The 19,052-nt window shown below is 56.7% G+C and carries 17 protein-coding genes; 1 reads left to right on the top strand and 16 read right to left on the bottom strand.

Going from position 1 to position 19,052, the window contains the following annotated elements; genetic code table 11:
* Positions 1-553: 553 nt before the first annotated feature.
* The 10 genes from GOV38_RS07500 to GOV38_RS07455 all read right to left on the bottom strand — a co-directional run bounded on the left by GOV38_RS07500 (position 554) and on the right by GOV38_RS07455 (position 11,720).
* Positions 554-1,654: a M56 family metallopeptidase gene (locus GOV38_RS07500; protein WP_171208683.1), complete on the bottom strand. Its 1,101-nt coding sequence runs from the start codon at positions 1,652-1,654 to the stop codon at positions 554-556.
* Positions 1,641-2,036, bottom strand: coding sequence for a BlaI/MecI/CopY family transcriptional regulator (locus GOV38_RS07495; protein WP_171097950.1), 396 nt, complete (start codon positions 2,034-2,036; stop codon positions 1,641-1,643). Before GOV38_RS07495 ends, GOV38_RS07500 begins: the two co-directional genes overlap by 14 nt.
* Before the next feature lie 66 nt (positions 2,037-2,102).
* The gene (locus GOV38_RS07490; RefSeq protein ID WP_371808515.1) at positions 2,103-2,372 is read right to left on the bottom strand and encodes a DUF2160 domain-containing protein; all 270 of its coding nucleotides are present in this window, start codon (positions 2,370-2,372) and stop codon (positions 2,103-2,105) included.
* 140 nt (positions 2,373-2,512) lie between these two features.
* Entirely contained in the window at positions 2,513-3,310 is a 798-nt protein-coding gene (locus GOV38_RS07485) for a carbohydrate ABC transporter permease (protein WP_170401963.1), read from the bottom strand.
* Positions 3,307-4,170 carry a carbohydrate ABC transporter permease gene (locus GOV38_RS07480; protein ID WP_170670891.1) on the bottom strand — a complete coding sequence of 288 codons (864 nt, stop codon included), beginning with the start codon at positions 4,168-4,170 and terminating at the stop codon, positions 3,307-3,309. Before GOV38_RS07480 ends, GOV38_RS07485 begins: the two co-directional genes overlap by 4 nt.
* Positions 4,167-5,243, bottom strand: a complete 1,077-nt coding sequence (locus tag GOV38_RS07475) for an ABC transporter ATP-binding protein (RefSeq protein ID WP_171131162.1) — start codon at positions 5,241-5,243, stop codon at positions 4,167-4,169. Before GOV38_RS07475 ends, GOV38_RS07480 begins: the two co-directional genes overlap by 4 nt.
* 1 nt (position 5,244) lies before the next feature.
* Positions 5,245-6,294, bottom strand: a complete 1,050-nt coding sequence (locus GOV38_RS07470; protein WP_171097944.1) for an ABC transporter ATP-binding protein — start codon at positions 6,292-6,294, stop codon at positions 5,245-5,247.
* 81 nt (positions 6,295-6,375) lie between these two features.
* Entirely contained in the window at positions 6,376-8,115 is a 1,740-nt protein-coding gene (locus tag GOV38_RS07465) for an ABC transporter substrate-binding protein (RefSeq protein ID WP_171097942.1), read from the bottom strand.
* 512 nt (positions 8,116-8,627) lie between these two features.
* Positions 8,628-11,045 (bottom strand): DNA topoisomerase (ATP-hydrolyzing) subunit B, encoded by a 2,418-nt coding sequence (gene gyrB / locus GOV38_RS07460; protein ID WP_171208647.1) that lies wholly within the window; start codon positions 11,043-11,045, stop codon positions 8,628-8,630.
* 102 nt (positions 11,046-11,147) lie between these two features.
* Entirely contained in the window at positions 11,148-11,720 is a 573-nt protein-coding gene (locus GOV38_RS07455; RefSeq protein ID WP_171208646.1) for a TetR/AcrR family transcriptional regulator, read from the bottom strand.
* A gap of 99 nt (positions 11,721-11,819) precedes the next feature.
* On the opposite strand from GOV38_RS07455, the gene GOV38_RS07450 reads away from it, so the two are divergent.
* Positions 11,820-12,386 (top strand): carboxymuconolactone decarboxylase family protein, encoded by a 567-nt coding sequence (locus GOV38_RS07450; RefSeq protein WP_171097937.1) that lies wholly within the window; start codon positions 11,820-11,822, stop codon positions 12,384-12,386.
* On the opposite strand, the gene recF is transcribed toward GOV38_RS07450, so the two are convergent.
* The 6 genes from recF to mutM all read right to left on the bottom strand — a co-directional run bounded on the left by recF (position 12,383) and on the right by mutM (position 18,990).
* Positions 12,383-13,480: a DNA replication/repair protein RecF gene (gene recF, locus GOV38_RS07445; protein WP_171208645.1), complete on the bottom strand. Its 1,098-nt coding sequence runs from the start codon at positions 13,478-13,480 to the stop codon at positions 12,383-12,385. The two genes, GOV38_RS07450 and recF, sit on opposite strands and share 4 nt — an antisense overlap.
* 59 nt (positions 13,481-13,539) lie before the next feature.
* Positions 13,540-14,661: a DNA polymerase III subunit beta gene (dnaN, locus tag GOV38_RS07440; protein WP_171208644.1), complete on the bottom strand. Its 1,122-nt coding sequence runs from the start codon at positions 14,659-14,661 to the stop codon at positions 13,540-13,542.
* 228 nt (positions 14,662-14,889) lie between these two features.
* Complete coding sequence (gene dnaA / locus GOV38_RS07435; protein ID WP_171208643.1) at positions 14,890-16,266, bottom strand: chromosomal replication initiator protein DnaA; 1,377 nt, start codon at positions 16,264-16,266, stop codon at positions 14,890-14,892.
* Positions 16,267-16,802: 536 nt separating this feature from the next.
* Positions 16,803-17,066 carry a 30S ribosomal protein S20 gene (rpsT, locus tag GOV38_RS07430; protein WP_171097928.1) on the bottom strand — a complete coding sequence of 88 codons (264 nt, stop codon included), beginning with the start codon at positions 17,064-17,066 and terminating at the stop codon, positions 16,803-16,805.
* A 229-nt stretch (positions 17,067-17,295) separates the two neighbouring features.
* Positions 17,296-18,072 (bottom strand): enoyl-CoA hydratase, encoded by a 777-nt coding sequence (locus GOV38_RS07425; protein WP_171208642.1) that lies wholly within the window; start codon positions 18,070-18,072, stop codon positions 17,296-17,298.
* 66 nt (positions 18,073-18,138) lie between these two features.
* Positions 18,139-18,990, bottom strand: a complete 852-nt coding sequence (gene mutM, locus GOV38_RS07420; RefSeq protein ID WP_171208641.1) for a bifunctional DNA-formamidopyrimidine glycosylase/DNA-(apurinic or apyrimidinic site) lyase — start codon at positions 18,988-18,990, stop codon at positions 18,139-18,141.
* Positions 18,991-19,052 lie beyond the last annotated feature (62 nt).

Genomic DNA, 19,052 nt, shown 5'->3' with positions numbered 1-19,052 from the left:
TTCGGACGCGCTTGATAGCTATTACCGCTCCCTCAAAGCTCGGCTATTTCCACCAACCGGTCATTGCCCAGAGGAAAAGGCCGACAAAGCCACGGAGAATAGGATTGCGAATAGGAATACCTCTGGGCATCTGTCGTAACGGGCTGCCACACGCTGGCCATCCCATCAGCACCTGCGCAAAGATGCCCTTATCGTTCCATCACTTCCAACGTTCATCGAGCGTTTACGGGGTTTTCGCGGTTTTACAGAGGCCAAGATCCCGTTCAACTAAGTTGACCGTATTCCTTTGGTGTTTCAGGCCAGCGTGAGCCATCGGGGCTGCAAAAGACAATCTCGTACAGAACCTGTTTTTCATCAACGCGAGGCGCGCCGTGGGACTTGGAAACAAAGCTCTAGAGGCGCGAACTGCGCGTCGCTCAACTAGGAAAGATCAGACAGTTCCCGCTCTCGTTGTTGAGACGTGAACCATCCCCATTTTCAGCGGTCGATGGGCCCTGAACCTTGCAAAAACGGCAAGTAAAACCCTCAGCCCGCAATGGACGTAAATTACAGCTTATTCACTGCCCTGATTCCGAGCTTCCAGCCGTTCCAAGTTTACGACCGTCGAAAGCATAATACGATCATGGCTCCAGTTTTGAGTTTGACGAACCGAGGCCGAGCCAATTGCAAGCACAACGACCAGGGAAAGTGTTAGGCCAAAGAAGATAGCTGACAATTGGGTTGTCTTCACTGGCGCGTCGGTCAAGGCAATCACACGCTGACGCAGAACACGCTTTGCTTTCGGCCCATTAACCAGGGCCACATGAAGAATACGCGGGACTTTCAGGTTAACCGATCGTGCGCAGTAGTCCAGCAAACAGGCCGTATAGTCGGTCGCCTCAATCCCTTTGCGCGAGACGACGGACTGATCGCATGCCAATTCGCGAAGCCGGTCAAACTGATGCTTTATGGCCAGATAGGCCGGGTTCCAAAACAGCAGCGGGCGCAAAAGCTCGAAACCCAGCTCCCATTCCACGTCGAGTGCGCGGATATGCTGGAATTCATGTGCCAGAGCAAAGCGCAAATCGCGTGGCGAGTTCAGCAGATGGCTGGGCAAAACGACGTGACGGCGACGCAGGCCGCGTACAGCAAAGGGCACGGTCACGCGATCTGAAAGACGAATGTCCACTTTAGCCGATTGTCGCCATAGAAAGCTGGTCCGAACGGCCTTGCGAATTGCAAGCGCGTTCAGCGCAACCCGAATTGCCAGAACAGCCGCCAGCAAAGCAAGTACGCTCAACGCGAAAACCACAAAGGCAGAGCCGCCTGACAGGACATGATCAACCCAACGTTCGCGTGTGTTCAGAAGGGTTTCAAACTGCGCAGCCGGCATGGCGATTTCGCCGCGCAGATAGGCCGCCACTGCGATATCCCCTAGCGCGACAGCGCGTTCTGGCCACACCTGACTGACAAAGCTTGAAACACCCATCGCCAAGGCCGGGCTGAGCATAACGCCGATGCAAAGTATCTTGAGCGAACGAAGCTGAGCAACAAAGCCATACCGCATTGGCGTAAGCGACAATGTCCCACGCACTGCCAGCCAGATCAGCGCCGAAAATCCAAGCACAACGTTGAACTCAAGAAACGCATCGAGAACCGGTTTAACCGCTGTCATTTTGCAGTCTCCTCTCTACCAGTGCTCGAATTTCCTCCAAGTCATCTTCTGTCAGCCCTTCATCGTCTACCAGCCTAGCAACCAATGTTGCGGGTGTATCGTCAAACAGGGTCCGGGAAAGATTCTGCAGCGACCGCGACTGGTACCTGTCTTTTTCCAGCAGCGGTCGGTAGGTCAGCGACTTGCCGTTCTTTTCGCTTTCAACGAACCCTTTTTCATCAAGGATCCGCAGAATGGTCGCGCCGGATGTGTAGGCGAGATTGCGATCAGGTGGCAGGCGATCAAGGACATCGCGGACCGAGCCCTGACCCAGCGCCCAGAGCTCGTTCATGAACTCCAGTTCCACTTCGGTCAGTAGATTGGATGTCTTTTTCTTTCGCATCGGTCCAAGTGTCGCCATTTCTTAGTATGCCTGCCAGACAAGCATCCTTTCATCATTTCTCAAAGCCTAAACTTTCCAGAAAACGAAAATGCCCCAGCCGATTGACAGGAAAAGAGGGGTCCAGACCGGTTGTCCAACCAATCCAAGCCAGGCGAGGAAAATGTACGCCGATCCCAGCAGCGTGATAAACAGACGATCCCCAAGCGTGGTCGTCAAACCCAGAACTCCGCGCCGTTCTATCCCGTCACGGAACTTGAAGCCCTCAAGCAAGCCGATCAGAGTTATGGCCGAGAAAATCCCGACAAATAGCGCCAGTGTTGCCGGGGTCCAGGCCATCCAGAAATCAGGCCACAACGGATCGGTCAAAGAGAAACCTTTTTCTTCTTGCTGGCCGACATTGCCCCAACCGGCCTGTTGGGCAAATGCGGCAGTGGGGAGAAAGGGCAGGATGAGAAGACGTTTACGCATTTCGAACCTCACACACGTCCCATCGCGAAACCGCGCGCGATGTAGTTGCGGACAAACCAGATGACGATGGCGCCGGGAATGATGGTCAGGGTGCCGGCTGCGGCCAGCAGGCCTAGTTCATACCCCGCACTGGACGCGGTCCGGGTCATCACAGCGGCGATGGGCTTGGCTTCAACTGCGGTCAGCGTCTTGGCCAGCAGCATTTCCACCCATGAGAACATGAAACAGAAGAAGGCCGCCACCCCCACACCCGCCTTGATGTTGGGCAGGAAGATTGTGACAAAGAAACGTGGGAAGGAATAACCGTCGACATAGGCCGTCTCATCCAGTTCCTTCGGGATGCCGCGCATGAAGCCTTCGAGAATCCACACCGCCAGCGGCACGTTGAACAGCGTATGTGCCAGCGCCACGGCCAGATAGGTGTCGAAGAGGTGGATCGACGAATAGAGCTGAAAGAACGGCAGCGCGAACACGGCTGCAGGGGCCATCCGATTGGTCAACAGCCAGAAGAACAACTGCTTGTCACCCAGGAACCGATAGCGCGAGAATGCATAGGCAGCTGGCAGGGCAACACAGACCGAAAGCACGGTGTTGATCGTCACATAGATGATCGAGTTGATATAACCCCAGTACCACGTCGGGTCGGTGAAGATCGTGACATAGTTCTCCAGCGTGAATGTCTGGGGGAACAGGGAAAAGCCCGACAGGATCTCGTTCGTGGTCTTGAAAGACATCGCCACCAGCCAATAAATCGGCAACATCAGGAACGCGATATAGAGGATCGGGATAAGAGACCGCTTCTTCATTGCGCGTCATCCTTTGTCATCAGAGTGTAAAAGACCCAACTGACCAGCAGCGTGATTGCGAAATAGATCAGGCTCATCGCCGCCGCAGGGCCAAGGTCGAACTGTCCCAGCGCGATCTTCACAAGGTCAATCGACAGCAGGGTGGTCGAATTTCCGGGGCCACCGCCGGTCAGAACGAAGGGCTCGGTATAGATGTTGAAACTGTCCATAAATCGCAGCAGGACAGCGATGGTAAGAACCGTTTTCATCTTGGGCAGTTGAATGTAACGGAACACCGACCAGGGGCTTGCACCATCGATCTTGGCCGCCTGGTAGTAGGCATCCGGGATCGACACGAGCCCTGCATAGCACAGCAGTACCACCAAAGAGGTCCAGTGCCACACATCCATGACGATAACCGTGATCCAGGCCGACAGCGGCTGTTGGGTCATGTCATAGTTGATGCCAAGAACGTCATTCAGGAAATAGCCCATCAATCCGATTTTGGGCAGGGTGAAGATGTTCCACATCGAACCGACCACGTTCCATGGGATGAGCATCGGCAAGGCCATCAGCACCAGACAAACAGGCACCCAAAACCCTTTGCGCGGCATCGACAGAGCCACGATAATACCCAAGGGCACCTCGATCAGCAGGATCAGGAAGGTAAAGAGGAACTGCCGACCGAGGGCCGCTTGGAAACGGTCCGAGCGCAGGATTTGCTCGAACCAGCCCAACCCTTCCCAGAAGAATTGGTTATTGCCGAAGGTTTCCTGCACAGAGTAGTTGACCACCGTCATCATCGGCACCAACGCGTTGAAAGCGACAAGCGCCAGAACCGGCAGGACAAAGAACCAGGCTTTTTGGTTTTCCGTTCTCATTGCGCCCGCTCCTCGGTTGCGATCCAGCCGTCGCGGTAGACGCGCGATTGTTCGGCTTTGAAATTCAGATAAACATGCGATCCGGGGTCGGGCGCGTTGTGTTCAGCGACAGCTTTCACTGCGGTATTGCCGACCATTGCGCTGACCACGAAATGCCGGCCAACATCCGACACTTTGGTGACATGTGCCGGAATGCCGGTCTCGCCAAAACTGATGTATTCCGGGCGGATACCCAGATCCGTGCGGCCGCCTTCGCCGTTGGTCGTACCCTCCAGCAGCACCTCGTGACCTTCAAAAATTGCACGGTCACCTTTGGCTTCGCACGGTAGGACGTTCATGCCAGGTGAGCCGATGAAATGGCCAACGAATGTGTGTTGAGGACGCTCGAACAAGTCCACCGGCGTGCCGATCTGGACCACTTCACCTTCCTGCATCACCACGACTTCATCGGCAAAGGTCAGAGCCTCGGTCTGGTCGTGGGTCACATAGATCATCGTGGCTTTGACGCGCTGGTGCAGTTCTTTCAGCTTGGACCGCAGCTTCCATTTCAGATGCGGATCGATCACGGTCAGCGGTTCGTCGAACATGACCGCGTTCACGTCGTCGCGCACCAACCCGCGCCCCATTGAAATCTTCTGTTTGTTGTCCGGGCTGAGGCCGCTGGCACGGGTGTTCAGCATATCCGTGACATCAAGCATCTCGGCAATCTCATCGACTCGGCGCTTGATCGTGGCCGCGTCTACGCCCCGGTTCTTGAGTGGAAACGCCAGGTTCTCGCCCACGGTCATCGTATCGTAGATCACAGGGAACTGGAAAACCTGCGCGATGTTGCGCTGATCCGGAGGGAGTGCGGTTACGTCCTGGTCATCAAATAGTATCCGACCTTCTGAGGGGGTTAGAAGGCCGGATATGATGTTCAGCAGCGTAGACTTGCCGCAGCCCGACGGCCCGAGCAGAGCATAGGCCCCTCCGTCGCGCCAGGTCACATCAATTTCCTTCAGCGCATAGTCCTCGGGACCTTTCGGCGCGGGCATATAGCTGTGTCGCAGGTTGGAAAGTTTGATTTGTGCCATCTTAGGCCACCCTTTTGCCGTCTTGGCCGAAATACCGGCAATGGGCCGGGTTCATGTAGAAACTGTGATCCTCGCCCACCTGATAAGGATGCACACCGGCAGCCAAAGACACCCAGTCATCCGCCCCATGCCGAAAATGCGCGCTTGAATCTGAACCAGACAGCTCGGTCACGATAACACGGCCCGTCAGTTCGACATCAGCATCCGAAGCGCGAAACGGTGTCACCCGATGCGGACGCACTGCCACCATGTATTCACCGTCAGCCATATCCGAGACAGACCAGCCGCCACCGCCTTCCAGTTGAGCTTGCGCACCTGAAACGGTGATCCGGGCCACGTTGATTGGCGGGTCCGAGAAGACGCGGGCGGCAGCCAGATTATCAGGATTGCGGTAGATATCCGCAGTCGGGCCAAATTGGGTAACGCGGCCGTCTTCCATCAGGGCAGTGTGACCACCCAAAAGCAGCGCTTCTTCAGGTTCCGAGGTGGCATATACCACCACCGCACCGCGCCCGGCGAACAGGTCCGGCAGTTGCTCACGCAATTCCTCGCGCAGCTTGTAGTCGAGGTTCGCCAAAGGTTCGTCGAGGAAAACGGCACGGCTTTCTTTGGCAATCGCGCGGGCCAACGCGGTCCGCTGTTGTTGACCACCGGACAATTCATGCGGACGGCGGTTTAGCATCGGGCGCAATTGCAGCAGGTCGGCCGCCTCTTCTACACGACCTTCAATTTCGGATTTTGCCATCCCCGCAACGCGCAGGGGCGAGGCGATATTATCGAAAACGGTCATATGCGGATAGTTCACAAAGAATTGGTGAACCAGGCTGATTTGCCGCTTCTGCGTGTTCAGCTTTGTGACGTCCTGCCCATCCATCAGGACCTTGCCCGAGGCCATTGGATCCAGCCCGGCCATCATCTTGATCAGCGAGGTCTTTCCCGATCCTGTAGCGCCCAACAATACGTTGAAATGGCCAGTCTGAAGCGTCAGAGACGTCGGTTTGATATGGATGACGTTGCCAACCCGTTTGGTCGCGTCTTGAAGTTCAATCATGTCCGTGAATTCCGATCCCGCAGCGCGATCACGCTGTCTTGGTGTGGGGATGCCGCGAACGGCACCCCCGGTTGCTTTGGTTTACTGAGACTGCCAGCGCGCAACCAATTCGTCATAGTTGACGGTCTGGCCTTGCGGCTTTTCGTTCTCAAGCTTGGCCTTTGGCGAACCTGGCTTTTCCAACCAGAAGGCAGCGTCCTGTGGCTCGTTCAAGCGCGGACCACAGCCACCGTAGACACCGGCGCTTTCATCCGCGGCCTGCATCCGGGCCATGGTGATGTCCATCTCTTCTGCCAGACGGTCCATCGCCTCTTGCGGGGTGAATGCGCCCGAGTTCACGTCACCGATCTGCTGCCACCAGATCTGGGCCAGCTTCGGATAGTCCGGCACGTTGATGCCGGTCGGCGACCATGCCACGCGATCAGGCGAGCGGTAGAACTCGACCAGACCACCCAGCTTGGGCGCGCGCTCGGTGAACGACTCGTGGTTGACCGAGCTGTCGCGGATGAAGGTCAGACCCACATGGGACTTCTTCACGTCGACAGTCTTGGAGGTCACGAACTGAGCATAGAGCCACGCAGCCTGAGCACGATCTTCCGGGGTCGATTTCAGGAAGGTCCACGACCCCACGTCCTGATAGCCAACTTTTTGGCCCTCTTCCCAGTAGGGGCCATGTGGGCTGGGCGCCATCCGCCATAGCGGCGTGCCTTCGTCGTCCACAGTGTTGTTGCCTTCAGACTTCGGCTTTACCATGTCGGCGGTGAAGGCCGTGTACCAGAAGATCTGCTGGGCCACGTTGCCCTGGCTAAGCGCCGGCAGCGACTGATAGAAGTCATACGACGCCGCGCCCGGAGGCGCATAGTTCCGCAACCACTCGTCCCATTTGCGGATCGCATAGACCGCAGCCGGACCGTTGGCCGCACCACCGCGCGAGACAGATGCCCCGACAGGGTTACAGGTGCCCGCTTCCATGCGGATGCCCCATTCGTCGACCGGAACACCATTCGGCTCGCCGACGTCACCGGCACCAGCCATAGACAGCCAGGCATCGGTCATACGCCACCCCAGGTCGGGTGCGCGCTTGCCATAGTCCATGTGGCCATAGATCGCGACACCATCGACTTCTTTCACGTCATTGGTGAAGAACTCGGCGATGTCTTCATAGGCCGACCAGTTGACCGGAACGCCTAGGTCATAGCCGTATTTCGCCTTGAACGCGGCCTTGTTGTCTTCATCGTCGAACCAGTCCTTCCGGAACCAATAAAGGTTCGCGAACTGCTGATCAGGCAATTGGTACAGTTTGCCATCCGGACCTGTCGTGAACTGAATGCCCATAAAATCATCCAGATCCAAGGTTGGCGAGGTTGTCGCCGCCCAGCTGCCTTCCATCATATCGGTGAGCGGATAGGCCAGTTGCAGTCGCGAGTGCGTACCGATCAGGTCACTGTCATTGACGTAGCCGTCATAGAGGTTCCGGCCGGTTTGCATCTGCGTTTGAACGGCTTGAACCACTTCGCCTTCACCGAGGATCTGGTGATTGACCTTGATCCCTGTGATTTCCTCGAACGCCTTGGTCAGAACCTCGGATTCGTAGGAATGCGTCGGAATACCCTCGGACAGGACGTTGATTTCCATGCCCGAATACGGTTGTGCAGCTTCGATAAACCACTTCATTTCGGACAATTGCTCGTCCTTCGACAAGGTCGAAGGCTGGAACTCGTCGTCAATCCAACGTTGTGCTGCGGCTTCGTCGGCCCAAGCAGGACCGTGCCCCGCAATGACGGCCGCTGCCGCCACTGCGGAAAGTAGATGTCTCCGCATCTGTCTCCTCCCAAAGATAATGTGATCCGGCGCACACCGGATGACAAACAGCATCGGTGATATTCGGCGCCGCTGTCAAACTAAAATTTTAGTAATAGAGGTTTTTCAGCATATAATATTGATTTTATGGAAAAATTTATACCTAGTGGAATGCTAAAGTTTGAATATACGTTCAAACATCTGCTGTCCGTTGGAGCTCAAAGCATCGCGAAATGGTTCGTTCAAAGTTGACTCAACATCAGCCGTTCCAACGCAATTTAGGTGAAAGACAACGCTCAACGTCGGCCAATTTCAAAGCTCAACTAGCATATTCGCTGTTGCGGCGAACGACCGTCTCCCACCTACTAGTAAGGTTTCAAAGATGGCTCGCGCCGCTCTAATACGCAAGGTGTGGTGCCTGAGCGGACCTAGTCCAGGCCCGACTGATTTCAGCCGAACCGCAGCGATACCCATTTTTCTGTGGATCAGTTCCAAGTTCGCTCGCGAACGATTATGGGCATCCCTAAAAGGCTCTAAAAGTCCAGATTCTCCACGCTCAGCGCGTTTTGTTGGATGAACTCGCGACGCGGCTCGACAACATCGCCCATCAGCTTGGTAAAGAGGTCATCGGCCTCGACCATATCATCCACGCGCACTTGCAGCAGCGTGCGGGCATCGGGGTCCAGCGTGGTTTCCCACAGCTGATCGGGGTTCATCTCACCCAGACCCTTGTAACGCTGTAGCGACAGGCCCTTTTCGCCCTCTTCCAGAATGGCACGCAGCAGGTCCAGCGGGCCGTGGATGACCTGAGTCCGGTCACGGCGCACCAGGGTTGCTGGCGTGTTGTAGATCTCTTGCAGGCTTTGGGTGAAACTGCCGGTCTTGCGTGCCTCGCCCGAACGCAGCATCGGACCGTCCAGTGTACGCACCTCTTCTACACCGCGCAGGATACGTGCCAGTCGAATGCCATGATCCTGGGTGATCCGGCCCTGCCAGCCGCGCTCATATTCCAGCGCGATCAGATCCAGACGCGCGGCAACCTTGTCGGCCACGCCTTGCAGGTCGGCATCTACCGCGCCGGGAACAAAGGCCCCGGCAACAGCGGCCTGTTCAAGAATGTGGCGCGGATAGTGTGTCGGGAACGCATCCAGCACACGTTTCAACTGCCGCGCTTCGTCGACTACGCGGGTCAAATCCTGGCCGATGATCTCTTCGCCCGAGCCGAGTTTCAGCACCGCACCTTCGACGCCCTGATTGATCAGATAGTCATCCAGCGCCGCTTGGTCTTTCAGGTAAACCTCTGATTTACCACGCGAAACCTTATAGAGCGGCGGCTGCGCGATATAGAGGTATCCGCCTTCGATCAGTTCCGGCATCTGCCGGTAGAAGAAGGTCAGCAGCAGGGTGCGGATATGCGCGCCGTCCACATCCGCATCGGTCATGATGACGATCTTGTGGTAGCGCAGCTTTTCGATGTTGAACTCATCGCGGCCGATCCCGGTGCCCAGCGCCATGACCAGATTGCCGATCTCCTGGCTCGACAGCATCCGGTCAAACCGCGCCCGTTCCACGTTCAGGATCTTGCCGCGCAGGGGCAGAACTGCCTGTGTCAGGCGATCCCGACCCGTTTGGGCCGACCCACCGGCCGAATCCCCCTCAACCAGAAAGACTTCTGTTTTGGAGGGGTCTTTCTCGGAACAATCCTTCAGCTTGCCCGCCAGATAGTTCACGTCCATCGCTGTCTTGCGACGGGTCAGTTCGCGCGCCTTGCGGGCGGCCTCGCGGGCCAGAGCGGCCTCGATGATCTTGCCAACGATGGTTTTGGCCTCGTTGGGGTTTTCTTCGAACCACTCTGCCAGCTTTTCGTTCATCAGCCCTTCGACCGCCGGGCGCACTTCGGAGCTAACCAGCTTGTCCTTGGTCTGGGATGAGAATTTCGGGTCCGGCACTTTGACCGACAACACGCAGGTCAAACCCTCACGGGCATCGTCGCCGGTGAAGCTGACCTTTTCCTTTTTCGCAATCCCGCTGGACTGCGCATAGTTGTTGATCGTTCGGGTCAGAGCACCGCGGAAACCGGCCACATGTGTGCCGCCGTCGCGCTGCGGGATGTTGTTGGTGAAAGGCAGGACCGTCTCGTGATAGCTGTCGTTCCACCACATGGCGATTTCAACACCGATCTCATCGCGCTCGCCTTTGATATAGATCGGCTCGGGCATCGCAGCCGTTTTTGACCGGTCGAGATACTTGACGAATTCCTTGACGCCACCTTCATAGAACAGCTCGGTTTCAAGCCGTTCCGCTGGGCGTTCATCAATCAGGATGATCCGCACGCCCGAGTTCAGGAACGCCAGTTCGCGCAAGCGCTTTTCCAGCGTTTCAAAGGAATATTCGAGGTTCGAGAACGTATTGGTCGAGGCCAGAAACCGCACTTCCGTTCCGGTGCGGTCGCCGCACTCACCCACCACTTTCAGGTGCTCAGCGGTCTCGCCACCCTCAAAGCGTGCCACATGCTCATTGCCATCGCGCCAGATCCGTAGCTCCAGCCAATCCGACAGCGCATTCACCACCGAAACGCCCACCCCATGCAGACCGCCCGATACCTTATACGAGTTGCTGTCAAATTTGCCGCCCGCGTGCAGCTGGGTCATGATGACCTCGGCCGCCGATACGCCTTCTTCGGGGTGAATATCCACCGGAATTCCGCGCCCGTTGTCGCTGACCGATACGCTGGAATCCGCGTGAATTTTGACGGTAACGTGGTCGGCATGCCCGGCCAAAGCTTCGTCGATCCCGTTGTCGACGACTTCATACACCATATGGTGCAGACCCGAGCCATCATCGGTGTCTCCGATATACATGCCGGGGCGTTTACGAACAGCCTCCAAGCCCTTGAGAACCTTGATGGATTCCGCGCCGTATTCCTGGGGTGCCTGTGCGTCTTCGGACATTCAGTCAGTACCTATATTATTTTCGTATTTTATACGTTTTCTGGTAGGGAATGTCACGCGATCCCCCAATATTTTGTGTGGAATTGGGTGTTTTTTTGTGGATCAAAGCCGATCCAAATCAGCCGCGATTTCATTGGCGATTTCAACACCATTCACGTCATCACGTTCAGCCGACAGTCGCAATCCCAACAGGTCAGATTGATAACGCGCGGCCAACCGATCGGGATCATGGTCTGTACCTATTTCACCCGCTTCCTGAGCGCGCCGAAAAAGCTCTGCAAAACACGCCTTCATCTCAACCATATGCGCCCGCGCCTGAGCTGCCAACTCGTGATCCCGAGCCTGCAACTCGGCGTAGGTCTTTGACAGCATACAGGCCTTGGTCGGTATGTCCGCAGCTTCGATCACACGCAACGGCTGAGCCTTGAGCGCTCCAAGCGGCCCTAACTCTTGCGCCATGACCATCATGTTGGTCACGCCGTCCTGCGCATACCGCTCGAGCGCCAGGGCATAAAGCGCGTCCTTTGACCCAAAGGCCGCGTAAAAGCTGCCGGGCTTCAGCTTCAACTCGCGCTCCAGATCTTTCAGCGACGTCCCGGCCCAACCGTAACGCCAAAAGATATCACGCGCCTGTGCGATCAGCGCGTCTCGGTCATAGGACGGTTTGCGGGGCATGGGATCACCATTTCTTGAACGTTCGCTCAAATATATACTTGAGTGATCGCTCAATAAAGCCTAAATACGACTCATCCCGCCAGAAACAGGAGTTTTGATATGGCCGATTTCCCGTCACACGACCTCACCACCGCACCCGAAGCGTCCAAACCGCTGTTGGAAAAATCTCAAGCTGCTTTTGGGCGGCTGCCCGGCCTGCACAAGGTCATGGCGGAAAGCCCCCAGCATCTGGAAGGCTATCAGGTACTGCACGGCCTCTTCATGCAGACCGATTTCGACAATGATGAAAAAACCGTTGTCTGGCAGACGATCAACGTCGAGAACGAGTGCCACTATTGCGTCCCCGCCCACACGGGCATCGCCAAGATGATGAAAGTTTCGGACGAGATCACCGAAGCTCTGCGCAATGAAACGCCATTGCCGTCGGCCAAGCTCGAAGCGCTGCGCACCTTCACCCTGCAAGTGATGGAAACCCGCGGCAACCCGACCGAAGCGCAGCTTCAGGCCTTCTTCGACGCAGGCTATTCGCACCGCGCGGTTCTGGATGTTGTTCTAGGTCTGGCGCAGAAAACCATGTCGAACTATGTCAACCACATGGCCCAAACACCCGTAGACGAGGTCATGCGCGGCTTCCTGTGGGAACGCAAAGTCAGCGAACCTGCCTAGCCGGCCACGGTTGAGCCTTCGGTGCCTTCGGTCACAACCAGCATCTGGGCTCTGCTTTCCAATTCCGCAAACAGCTCTGGCCCGGTGCCCGTCATCCAGGCCTGAGCACCCAGCGCGCAAATCTCGTCGTAAAGCGCCGCCCGCCGACCCGCATCCAGATGCGCGGCCACCTCATCCAATAGAACAATTGGGGGTGCGCCAATCAGGCGTGCCAAAGCCCGGGCATTCGACAGGATCAGCGACACCAACAGCGCTTTTTGCTCACCTGTCGAACAATCCCGTGCGGGCACGCCCTTGGCGGCAAATACCCCATAAAGATCCGACCGGTGCGGCCCGACCAGCGTGCGCCCCGCCGCCAAATCGCGGAACCGGCTTTCACTGAGTGCCTCGCGCAGATCCTCTGCTGTTTCAGGCATCGCGCCTTCGGTCTGGATCAGATCCAGCTCCGCCGACGGAAACGCGGTTTCGGCCTGTGCCTGTGCTGCGCGCAGATGCTCCAAAGCTGCTAAACGCGCCTCGTGGATCCGGTGTCCCGTCTCGGCCATCTGCGTCTCAAGGGCTGCATACCAATGCGCGTCCCGCACCTGCTCTTTCAACAGCCGGTTACGCTCACGCATGGCCTTTTCATAACTCAGTGACGCATCGGCATGAGATGGATCAAAGCTCAGCGCAATACGGTCCAGAAACCGCCGCCGCCCATCGGCACCTTCGATCCACAAACGATCCATCGATGGCATCAACCACACGACGCGGGCCAGCTTGCCCAGATCAATCTGGCTCGCCGCCTTGCCGTCAATCCGAACCTGCCGCGCCGCGCCGCCTTCAGACCAGGTCTCGATCTCATAGCGTTGACCCTGCGCATCCAGAACCGCCGACAGCTTCCACCCCAACGCCTCGGGGCGACGAGTCATTTCGGCCGCGCTCGCCCGCCGCATCCCGCGCCCGGGTGAAAACAGTGACACCGCTTCAAGAATATTGGTCTTGCCTGCCCCGTTCGGCCCATGGATCGCCACCGGTCGCCCATCCAAAGACAAGCGTGCCAGTTTGTGCGACCGAAAATGCGAGACCGTAAGCTCGGTCAGGGCCAATACCATGACCCCTCCCTTCTTCTGTTCAAAAATACCTCCGCCGGAGGCATCGCGCGTCAGCGCGATCAGACGCGCATCGGCATGACCACATAAACCGCGCTTTGATCATTGCCTTCACGCATCAAGGTCGGATCACCCGCCGAGTTGAACATAAACACCGCGTTTTCGCGATCCACCTGACTGGCGATCTCCAGCAGATATTTGGCGTTGAACCCGATTTCCAGCCGCTCGTCGCCATAGGCCACGGCCAGCTCCTCCTCGGCGGCGCCGCTGTCAGGCGCATTGACTGAAAGGATCAAACGGTCCCCGTCCAGCTGCAATTTCACCGCCCGCGAGCGTTCTGACGAGACGGTCGCCACACGATCCACGGCCTGGGCAAATTCCGCCGCATCCACTTCGAGCTTGCGGGTGTTGCCCTGCGGAATGACGCGTGTGTAATCGGGGAAAGTCCCGTCGATGACTTTCGAAGTCAGGGTAATCTCTGGAGTTGCAAAACGCACCTTGGTTTCGCTGACAGACACCGCAATGTCCATCTCGTCATCTTCCAGAAGCTTGCGCAGCTCACCCACTGTTTTACGCGGAACAATGACGCCCGGCATATCCGCTGCGCCTTCCGGCAGATCGGCATCAACACGCGCAAGCCGGTGTCCATCGGTCGCCACACAGCGCAGCACTTTGCCACCATCCGATCCATCTGCCACATGCATATAGACGCCGTTCAGATAATAGCGTGTTTCTTCCGTCGAGATCGCAAATTTCGACTTGTCGAACAACCGACGCAGCAACGCGGCTGATGCTGTAAAGTTCGACTGGTATTCCGAGGACGCCATCACCGGGAAATCCTCTTTCGGCAGCGTCGCAAGCGAGAAATTCGACCGACCAGCTTCAACCGTCAACCGACCCGCCGCACGGTCAGCGGTCAGGGTCACCAGCGCCCCGTCTGGCAGCTTGCGCACGATCTCATGCAGGGTTGTGGCCGCAACCGTTGTTGCGCCTGCCTTTTCGACCTGCGCTGGCGCCTTGTCCACCACTTCGATATCCAGATCGGTCGCGCGGAACTGTACCTGATCGCCTTCAGCCTCAATCAGCACATTGGCCAGTATCGGGATAGTGTTGCGACGTTCCACAACGGATTGGGCCTGTGAAACGGCCTTGAGAAGGGTGCCGCGTTCGATGCTGATCTTCATACCCTCTATTCCTCTGACTTGAGTGCCAAAATGGGCGGGACTGGCACGTTAGCGTCTCAGCCCGCGGGCACAAGGAGTTTTTACGGTTTTCTGGGTCGGAATACCCAAAGCGTCAAGGGGCGCGTGCACGATCCAAGACAGTTAACTATGGATCGTGGACAATTATGCACAAGAAAACGCCCCGAACCTGCAAGTTCGAGGCGTTCTGTGAGTGGCTGGTTTTATGTCTCAGGCTTCCAAAGCGCGGCGCAGCATCTCCACGTCTTCGGCAATCTGACCATCGGTCAGTTTCAACTCTTCGATGCGTTTGACCCCATGCATGACTGTTGTGTGGTCGCGCCCACCAAAACGACGCCCGATCTCGGGCAGCGATCGGCTGGTCAGCTGCTTGCACAGATACATGGCCACTTGGCGCGGACGGGCGTAAGACCGCAAACGCTTGGGGCCGACAATGTCACTGATACGGATGTTGTAATATTCCGAGACCTTGCGCTGGATCTCTTCAACCGTGATCTTGCGTTCGGACGCGCGCAGCACATCCGCCAGACAATCCTGTGTCAGCTCCATGTCAATCTCGCGCCCGACCAATGAGGCGAAGGCGAAGAGGCGGGTCAGTGCGCCTTCCAGCACGCGCACATTGGTCGAGATGCGGTGGGCCAGAAACTCCAGAACGCCATCCGCTATGACCAGATCAGGATAGGTTTTGCTGTATTGCTGTACCTTGTTTTGCAGGATGCCCAAACGCAGCTCATAGTCGGTTGGATGCAGATCCACGACCAGACCACATTGCAAACGGGATTTCACGCGGTCCTCAAGATCCTTGATCTCACCGGGTGCGCGATCTGCCGAGATAATGATCTGTTTGTTCTGATCAACCAAGGCATTGAAGGTGTGAAAGAACTCTTCCTGAGTAGAATCCTTGCCGGCGATGAACTGCACGTCATCCACCATCAGCACATCGACAGACCGGAACAGATGTTTGAAATCCATCATCCGACGTTCGCGCAGTGCCTGAACAAAGCGATACATGAACTGCTCGGCCGACAGATACAGGACATTCAGTTCCGGATGTTTGGTTTTCAGCTCCCACGCGATGGCGTGCATCAGGTGGGTTTTGCCAAGCCCTACACCACCATACAGCACCAGCGGGTTGAACGTGACCGGCCCACCTTCGGAGACCCGACGCGCTGCCGCATGAGCCAGCTCGTTGGGTTTGCCCACAACAAAGCTGTCAAAAGTAAAGCGTGCATCAAGTGGTGCTGCCTGCAGCGATTCCATCTGGCCCTGCGCAGGCGCATGGACGGGTGGATCAGCCTGTACCATGTCCGGCTTTTCCGCGGTGTCCGACGGACGTACCGGAGAATTCGCCGCCGTGCGAAACGACAGGCGTTGTACAGTCTCGCCTGCGGTATTCAATTCATACAATATCAGATCAGCAAAATTCTGGCTAACGTAGTTACCCATAAAATTGGTCGGTGCCGAAAAGACGGCAACGCCATCCTTCAACTCTTGAAACTCCAAAGGCTCGATCCAGGTCGTAAAATTGTTCTGTCCAATGGCCTTCAGCAACTTGTTACGCAGTAGTCCCCATTTCTCTTGTGTCATTAAGCGCCTCACGCATCCCATTCTTTATTGGCCTGTCGGCCTTATTCATGTCGCCCGGTCCCCCGGATCGCGGAACTCACACACACAGGAACCCTATCGCCAGACCAAGAGATCTGACGGTTTGGTTTTCCGTCGCTCAACGCAATACCTCTCGATACCCCGCAGTAGGGCAGCCCAGATCGGTAGGCGCATCACGCTTCAATTTTGACAGGGCTAAGATCGTCGGCAAACCCGAGACCCAGAGCAGATCGTCCATCCGGCATAAACCGGTTTTCGAACATTCGTCCCATGTGATCCAGTCAATGCCCGTCAGCAAGATCGTTGGAACAGCCTGTCCCCCCAAGCGAGTGAATCGCTGAATCAGTGGTAGCAAGAGCCGGGCGCTTCGGGCAACGAAACTCTGATATTGACTCGGGTCTGAGAGCGAAAGAATCTCTCGGTTTCGTGAGGGCGCGGCATTCTGGCAACAACAAAAAAGGGCGCCGCAATGCGACGCCCATGCTTAGCAGCATTTGCTGATTTTGGCTAACGTCAAGTTAACCCAGCGCTTTCACCCGCGCCGAAAGGCGCGACATTTTGCGAGACGCTGTGTTCTTGTGAAAAACGCCTTTGGTGACGCCGCGCATCAGTTCGGGCTGAGCTGCGCGCAATGCTGCGGATGCAGCTTCCTTGTCACCGGATTCGATTGCTTCTTCTACTTTGCGCAGGAAAGTACGGATGCGCGAACGACGTGCTTTGTTGACTGCGAAACGCTTTTCGTTCTGACGCGCGCGCTTCTTTGCCTGGGGCGAATTTGCCATGTGTCTCTGACCTTTGTTCGGTACGGTTATCTAGGGTTGCGCGCCACGGAATTATCCGCACCGGATCAGAAATCACGAGTGTGAGTCGGGCCAAGCGGGCCGCACGCGCATGTATGACGGCGGTTACTATCCAAGTTGTCCGGCTTTGCCAAGCGGATTCTTGATCGTAACCAGCGCCCACAAAAAAGGCGGGCATTGGCCCGCCTGATCGTTGTGTTCAGACCCCGGCCTATTTGTCGCGGAACTGCGCGGCCCGTTTTTCAAGAAACGCGGCCATGCCTTCTTTTTGATCTTCGGTGGCAAACATCGAATGGAAAACCCGACGTTCGAACAACATACCTTCGCTCAGCGGCAGTTCATAGCTGCGGTTCACAGCCTCTTTGGCCGCAATTGTGCTCAGCTGCGATTTTTCTGCAATCTTCTGTGCGGCACCCACAGCTTCCTCGATCAGCTTTTTGGCAGGTACCACCCGGCTGACTAGACCAGCTCGTTCTGCTTCTTCGGCATCCATAAAACGGCCGGTCAGGTTCATATCCATCGCTTTGGATTTACCCACGAACCGCGTCAGGCGCTGTGTTCCACCCAGGCCGGCGATGACACCCAGATTGATCTCGGGCTGACCGAACTTGGCCGTATCAGCGGCGATGATGAAATCGCACAGCATCGCCAGTTCACACCCACCGCCCAGCGCATAGCCCGCAACGGCGCCGATGATCGGCTTGCGAATGGCAGACACACGGTCATTGGCATCGGCAAAGAGGTTAACGTTGAACACGTCAACAAAGCTCATCTCGGACATCTCTTTGATGTCCGCACCAGCGGCAAACGCTTTGTCCGAGCCGGTGATGACGATGCAGCGCACCTTGTCATTCTTATCCGCGTCTTCCAGCGCATCGCACAATTCCCCCAGCAACTGGGTGTTCAGCGCGTTCATCGCATCTGGACGGTCAAGTTTGATGAGGGCGACGTGGTCTTCGATTTCGACGATGATCGTCTCAAAAGCCATGAGGTAAAAGCTTCCGGTTGTTCCGTTCAGATACGATTCCTTATCATCTGATTTCGTCGGATCAAGTTATCTTTGGCATTGCGCACAATAGAAGGATGAGCGACCAGACTGGGTGATTCTCTTGATCGTCCCACCGCATCCTGCGGTGCGGCAGGGTTCACCTTCGCGCCCATACACGTCAAAGCTGTGTTGAAAATATCCAAGCTCTCCATCAGCTTGGCGGAAATCGCGCAGGGACGATCCGCCCGCTTCGATGGCATCCTGCAACACTTGCCGAATGATCGGCACAAGCGCCGCAATACGCGCCGCAGAAATCTGCCCTGCTTTGCGACGTGGCGACACCTTGCCGCGAAAAAGGGCTTCGCAGACGTAGATATTTCCCAAACCCGCAACGATTCCCTGATCCAGCAAGGCCGATTTGACCGGTGAGTTCTTGCCTTTAAACGCCTCAATCAGATGCTGCTCATGAAAATCATTGCCCAAAGGCTCAGGCCCCAGAACCGACAGCAGCTTGTGCTGCTCCGCCGTTGCGGTTGGCAGCAGATCCATCGCGCCAAAGCGACGCGGGTCGTTGAAAGTGATGCGCGCACCATTGGCCATGTGGAACACCATATGGTCATGCTTTTGCTTGGCGGGATGATCATGCACGAACTGCCCCAAAGGATCCCCCGAGACCGTCATCCGCCCCGACATGCCCAGATGGATCAGCAATGTCTCTGCACTACTGAGATCGGCCAGAATATATTTCGACCGTCGCCGCAACCGCTCCACCCGCTTGCCCGTCAGCCGTTCGGCCATATGGTCCGGGAAAGGCCAGCGCAGATCTGGGCGATTGACGTCAGCCCGCGCAATCACAACCCCTTCCATCGCCGGGATCAGACCGCGCCTTACTGTCTCGACCTCGGGCAATTCGGGCATGACTTGGCTCCTGTTCCAAAGGGCCGCATTGTGCCCGCCTGTTATGGCCCTATAACAGAGGC

This window comes from Ruegeria sp. HKCCA5839, assembly GCF_013035585.1.
In the GTDB taxonomy this organism is placed as follows: Bacteria; Pseudomonadota; Alphaproteobacteria; order Rhodobacterales; family Rhodobacteraceae; genus Ruegeria.
This window is presented reverse-complemented; position numbering and strand designations above follow the sequence as displayed.

Coding starts and splice junctions, on each gene's coding strand:
- GOV38_RS07500 (WP_171208683.1), bottom strand. CDS start 1,654: ATGACAGCGGTTAAACCGGTTCTCGATGCGTTTCTTGAGTTCAACGTT.
- GOV38_RS07495 (WP_171097950.1), bottom strand. CDS start 2,036: ATGCGAAAGAAAAAGACATCCAATCTACTGACCGAAGTGGAACTGGAG.
- GOV38_RS07490 (WP_371808515.1), bottom strand. CDS start 2,372: ATGGCCTGGACCCCGGCAACACTGGCGCTATTTGTCGGGATTTTCTCG.
- GOV38_RS07485 (WP_170401963.1), bottom strand. CDS start 3,310: ATGAAGAAGCGGTCTCTTATCCCGATCCTCTATATCGCGTTCCTGATG.
- GOV38_RS07480 (WP_170670891.1), bottom strand. CDS start 4,170: ATGAGAACGGAAAACCAAAAAGCCTGGTTCTTTGTCCTGCCGGTTCTG.
- GOV38_RS07475 (WP_171131162.1), bottom strand. CDS start 5,243: ATGGCACAAATCAAACTTTCCAACCTGCGACACAGCTATATGCCCGCG.
- GOV38_RS07470 (WP_171097944.1), bottom strand. CDS start 6,294: ATGATTGAACTTCAAGACGCGACCAAACGGGTTGGCAACGTCATCCAT.
- GOV38_RS07465 (WP_171097942.1), bottom strand. CDS start 8,115: ATGCGGAGACATCTACTTTCCGCAGTGGCGGCAGCGGCCGTCATTGCG.
- gyrB (WP_171208647.1), bottom strand. CDS start 11,045: ATGTCCGAAGACGCACAGGCACCCCAGGAATACGGCGCGGAATCCATC.
- GOV38_RS07455 (WP_171208646.1), bottom strand. CDS start 11,720: ATGCCCCGCAAACCGTCCTATGACCGAGACGCGCTGATCGCACAGGCG.
- GOV38_RS07450 (WP_171097937.1), top strand. CDS start 11,820: ATGGCCGATTTCCCGTCACACGACCTCACCACCGCACCCGAAGCGTCC.
- recF (WP_171208645.1), bottom strand. CDS start 13,480: ATGGTATTGGCCCTGACCGAGCTTACGGTCTCGCATTTTCGGTCGCAC.
- dnaN (WP_171208644.1), bottom strand. CDS start 14,661: ATGAAGATCAGCATCGAACGCGGCACCCTTCTCAAGGCCGTTTCACAG.
- dnaA (WP_171208643.1), bottom strand. CDS start 16,266: ATGACACAAGAGAAATGGGGACTACTGCGTAACAAGTTGCTGAAGGCC.
- rpsT (WP_171097928.1), bottom strand. CDS start 17,066: ATGGCAAATTCGCCCCAGGCAAAGAAGCGCGCGCGTCAGAACGAAAAG.
- GOV38_RS07425 (WP_171208642.1), bottom strand. CDS start 18,072: ATGGCTTTTGAGACGATCATCGTCGAAATCGAAGACCACGTCGCCCTC.
- mutM (WP_171208641.1), bottom strand. CDS start 18,990: ATGCCCGAATTGCCCGAGGTCGAGACAGTAAGGCGCGGTCTGATCCCG.